Annotated in this window: 3 protein-coding genes, 1 pseudogene and 1 riboswitch; all 4 genes and pseudogenes read left to right on the top strand. The window is 73.6% G+C overall.

Annotated features, from left to right (window positions below; translation table 11 throughout):
• On the top strand, nucleotides 1-1,303 hold a 1,303-nt coding region (locus tag D471_RS38280; RefSeq protein WP_017598243.1), incomplete at its 5' end, for a penicillin-binding transpeptidase domain-containing protein.
• A 212-nt stretch (nucleotides 1,304-1,515) separates the two neighbouring features.
• Nucleotides 1,516-1,624, top strand: a riboswitch (TPP riboswitch).
• A 105-nt stretch (nucleotides 1,625-1,729) separates the two neighbouring features.
• Entirely contained in the window at nucleotides 1,730-2,341 is a 612-nt protein-coding gene (locus D471_RS0108610; protein WP_017598244.1) for an ECF transporter S component, read from the top strand.
• Between the two features lie 5 nt (nucleotides 2,342-2,346).
• Nucleotides 2,347-3,915, top strand: coding sequence for an ABC transporter ATP-binding protein (locus D471_RS0108615; RefSeq protein WP_017598245.1), 1,569 nt, complete (start codon nucleotides 2,347-2,349; stop codon nucleotides 3,913-3,915).
• 47 nt (nucleotides 3,916-3,962) lie between these two features.
• Nucleotides 3,963-4,379: pseudogene (locus tag D471_RS0108620) on the top strand (energy-coupling factor transporter transmembrane protein EcfT); the annotation flags it as partial.

The following is a 4,379-nucleotide window of genomic DNA, read 5'->3' on the forward strand; positions in this document are numbered from 1 at the left end:
CAAGACGTTCACCCTCGCCGCCGCGCTCGACGCCGGGCTGGACTATGGGACCAGTTTTCGGTCGCCCGGAAATAAGACGATCACTGGCCTGAGGAACTGTGACGGCGGCCGGATGGAACCGTGGAGTGTGCGCAACGCGGGGGAGAGCAGCTCAGGCACGCACACCATGGTCACCGCGACCCGGGGGTCGGTGAACACCTACTTCGCGCAGCTCCAAGGCCGGGTGGGTCTGTGCGAGACGGCGACGATGGCGGAGCGGGCGGGCGTCCACCGCGCCGACGGCCAGCCGCTTGGAGTGTGGAGCTCGTTCACCCTGGGGGACCAGGAGGTCTCCCCGCTGACCCTGGCCGCCGCCTACGCCACGTTCGCCGCCCGGGGCGTGCACTGCGTTCCGGTGCCGGTCGACACCGTGGTCATCGACCGGCCGGGTACGGGGGACGACGAGGAGATCCCGGTCGAGGCCGAGTGCGAGCGCGCGGTCGACCAGCGGGTGGCCGACGGGGTGAACCACCTCCTCCAGGAGCCGTTCAACGGGGGGACCGCGAGCGGTCTCGGTATCGGGCGCCCGGCGGCGGGCAAGACGGGGACGACCGACGAGGCCGCCTACGCGTGGTTCGCCGGGTACACGCCGAACCTGGCCGCGGCGGTGGCGGTCGGCGACGTGCGGGGCGGTGAGCGCCACCCGCTCCAGAACGTGACCATCGGGGGCCGGTACTACGGGATCGTCTACGGCGGGACCGTGCCCGGGCCGATCTGGCGGGACACGATGAGCGGGGCCACGGCGTCGCTCCCGGCGGAGGGGTTCGCGGGCCCGCCCGAGGCGTTCGGTGACCCGGACGCCGAGTCGTCCGACGACGGGGGCGACGGTGGTGCGGGGCCCGCCGAGGGGAGCGAGGTCGCCGACGATGGCAGGGCTCCCGGGGATGCTGATCTCCAGGGGAGCGCTGGTGGCGCTGAGTCCCAGGAGAGCGTTGGAAACGCTGAGCCCCCGGAAAGTGCTGGTGGTGCTGATCCCTCGGAGAGCGTTGGAAACGCTGACATCCCAGAGGGCACTGGTGGCGCTGAGTCCTCGGAGGGTGCTGGTGGTGCTGATCCCTCGGAGAGCACTGGGGAGGGCGAGGACGCCGAGGACAGCGGGGAAACGGGAGACGCCGGGGGAGCCGAGACGTCCGAGGACGGTCAGGGTGGCACCGGGGACGCCACCGAAGCGGGAGACGAGGACGCCCCGGAGGACGCCGGTGGTCTCGGTGGTGCCGGGGAAGCCGAGGGCGACACGGGGAGCGAGGGATCCGCGGGCGGTTGAGGCCTGGGACGGCTGTGAGGTCCGTGCCCGCGGTGTTCCCGGACACGTGGCGCACCGGGCGCGGCACGGGTGCCCGAGGACGCGGGAACGCGGTGGCGACCGGGGGTCGGGGCGTTCACCTGACGCGGCGGGTGCTCCCCGGTGCGGGAGGGCCGGCGGTACGCGCGGGGTGGTGCGTGTCACTACCAGGCAGTATGTGCCGCATAATGGTGCATAACCGACAGGGGAGCGCATGAGCGCTGAGAGTGCGGCACCGTCGCCGCAGACCCTTACACACCTGATCTGGGTAGTGCCAGCGAAGGAAGTCGTAGGAACCGTCACCGGTGGCGTGTCTCCCGCGCACCGGCTACGTCTGACGGTGCGCGCCGCACGACCATCGGGACGCTCTTGGCCGCATGCCCCTCGTCACCCGACGAAGGGACAGGAATGAGCACCGACACCGGCGCGACCGGGTACAAGGAGAACATCGTCGGCGGGATCCGCGGCTGGCGGACGGTCGACATCGTGGTCGCGGCCGTCATCGGCGTCGCGATCGGCGTCGTCTTCTGGCTGTGGAACATCGTGTGGACGGTCACGACCCCGCTGTTCGTGGGCTTCCCGCCCGGGCAGGCGGTCGTCTACGGCATGTGGCTGATCTCCGGCGTCCTGGGCGGCCTCATCATCCGCAGGCCCGGCGCCGCCCTCCTCACCTCGATCGCCGCGGCCTCCGTCTCGGCCGTGCTGGGCACCCAGTGGGGGATCATGGTCATCCTCGACGGCGCCCTCCAGGGCATCCTGCCCGAACTGGTCTTCCTGGCCTTCGGCTACCGCCGTTGGGGCATGGGCGTGGCCGTGCTCGCCGCCGCCGTCGCCGGGATCTCCCCCGCCATCCGCGACAACATCACCTACAACGTCGCCTGGCCGATCGAGTTCAAGCTCGCCTACGGCGCCATCGTCATCGTCAGCGCCGCCGTCATCGCCGGTGTCGGTGCCCGACTGATCACCACCGCGCTCGCCAGGACCGGCGCGCTGGCCCCCTTCCCGTCGGCCAAGGGCTGACCGGGATGGGTGAGCGCCTCCGCCCCGGCGGAGGGCCCGGCGCGCGCGTCGAGCTCTCCGGCTGGGGCTGGCAGCACTCCGGACGCGACACCCACGCCCTGCGCGGTGTCGACCTGACCATCGAACCCGGTGAACGCGTCCTCCTGCTCGGCGCCTCCGGCGCGGGCAAGTCGACCCTGCTGCACTCCCTCGCCGGGCTGACCGGCCCCGACAGTGCCATCAGCGGCGACCAGGAGGGCGCCCTCCTGGTGGACGGTGAGCCCGCCGACCGGCGTCGCGGCCTGGTCGGACTGGTCAGCCAGGACCCCGAGACCCAGCTGGTGATGGCGCGGGCCGGGGACGACGTCGCCTTCGGCCTGGAGAACCTCGGCACGGAGCCCGGCCTGATCTGGCCGCGCGTCGACGGCGCCCTCGCCGAGGTCGGCTTCCCGTACGGGCGCCGCCACTCGACCGGCGCCCTGTCCGGAGGCGAGAAGCAGCGCCTGGTCATCGCCGGGGCCCTGGCCGTGCGCCCGCGCCTGCTGCTCCTGGACGAGCCCACCGCCAACCTCGACCCCGACGGCGCCGCACTGGTCCGCGGTGTCCTCCAGCGGCTCCTGGCCGAGACCGAGGCGACGCTCGTCCTGGTCGAGCACCGGGTGGCCGACGTCGTGGACCTGGTGGACCGGGTCGTCGTCCTGGAACCGGGCGGCGGGGTGATCGCGGACGGCGCGCCCGGAGCGGTCTTCGCCGAGCACGGCCGTTCCCTGGCCGCCCAGGGTGTGTGGATCCCCGGGCGGGAACCCGAACCGGACGTGTCCCCGGGGGCCGGGGGCTCCCCCCTCCTGGAGGCGGTCGGCGTCGCCGCGCGCACCCCCGTCGAGTTGGGGGCGCGCGCGGCGGCGCCGCGCACGGTGCTGTCGGAGGTCGATCTGCCCGTGGCGGCCGGGACCGCCACCGCGTTGACCGGGCCCAACGGGGCGGGCAAGTCGACTCTGCTGATGATGCTCGCGGGACTGGGCAGGCCGTACCGCGGCGAGGTGCTCCCGCGCGGGCCGTTGGCCGAGGCCGACCGGCGCCCGCTGCGGCGCTGGCCCGCCCGCCGCCTGGCCCGGCACGTGGGTACGGTCTTCCAGCACGCCGAGGACCAGTTCGTCACGCCCACGGTCCGCGAGGAGCTGCTGTTCGCTCCGCTGCGGGCGGGCATGGAGCGGGGCGCGGCCGACGCGTGGGTCGACGAGCTGCTGGAACGGCTGCGCCTGACCAGGCTCGCCGACGTGCACCCCTACACGCTCTCCGGAGGTGAGAAGCGCCGCCTGTCGGTGGCCACCGCGCTCAGTTCCGGGCCCGCGCACGCCCCGGACGTCCTGGCCCTGGACGAACCGACCTTCGGCCAGGACACCCGGACGTGGACGGAGCTGGTGGAGCTGTTGGGGGTCCTGCGAACCGAGGGGCGGGCCGTGGTCATGGCCACCCACGACGAACTGCTGCTGCGGCACCTGACCGACACGCGCGTGCGCGTGTCCGACGGAGGAGCGCGGGCCGAGTCCGGGTCACGGAGCGGCACCGACCGGGAGGAAGGGGGGAGCGCGTGAGCTCCGGACGGGAGGCGCGCCCCCCGGGCGACGGGGGCGGCGACGCGATGACCCTGGACGTGCCCGAAGGGGGCGGTGCCCGTTACTGGATGACGGGGCTCAACCCGGCGGCCAAACTCCTGGCCGCCCTGATCCTCGCTCTGGGGCTGGTGCCCGCGGTGGACGCGGTCACCGGAGGCGTGGTGCTGGCCGCCGTGCTGCTGTCGGTGCCCTTCAGCGGGATCGACCGCAGGACGCTCCTCGTCCTGGGCGGCCCCTTCCTCCTCATGGGCCTGTCCAGCGGGCTGGTCAACTACCTGTACGGCGAGCACGGACTGGAGGGGGCGGTGGGCGCCGCCGTCCGGCTGCTGGCGATCGCCCTGCCGGGGCTGCTGGCCGCCGTCAGCAGCGACCCCACCGAGATGTCGGACGGACTCGTCCAGAAGCTGCGCCTGCCGGAGCGGCCCGCGATGGGCGTGCTGGGG

This window comes from Nocardiopsis lucentensis DSM 44048 (genome assembly GCF_000341125.1).
GTDB lineage: Bacteria > Actinomycetota > Actinomycetes > Streptosporangiales > Streptosporangiaceae > Nocardiopsis > Nocardiopsis lucentensis.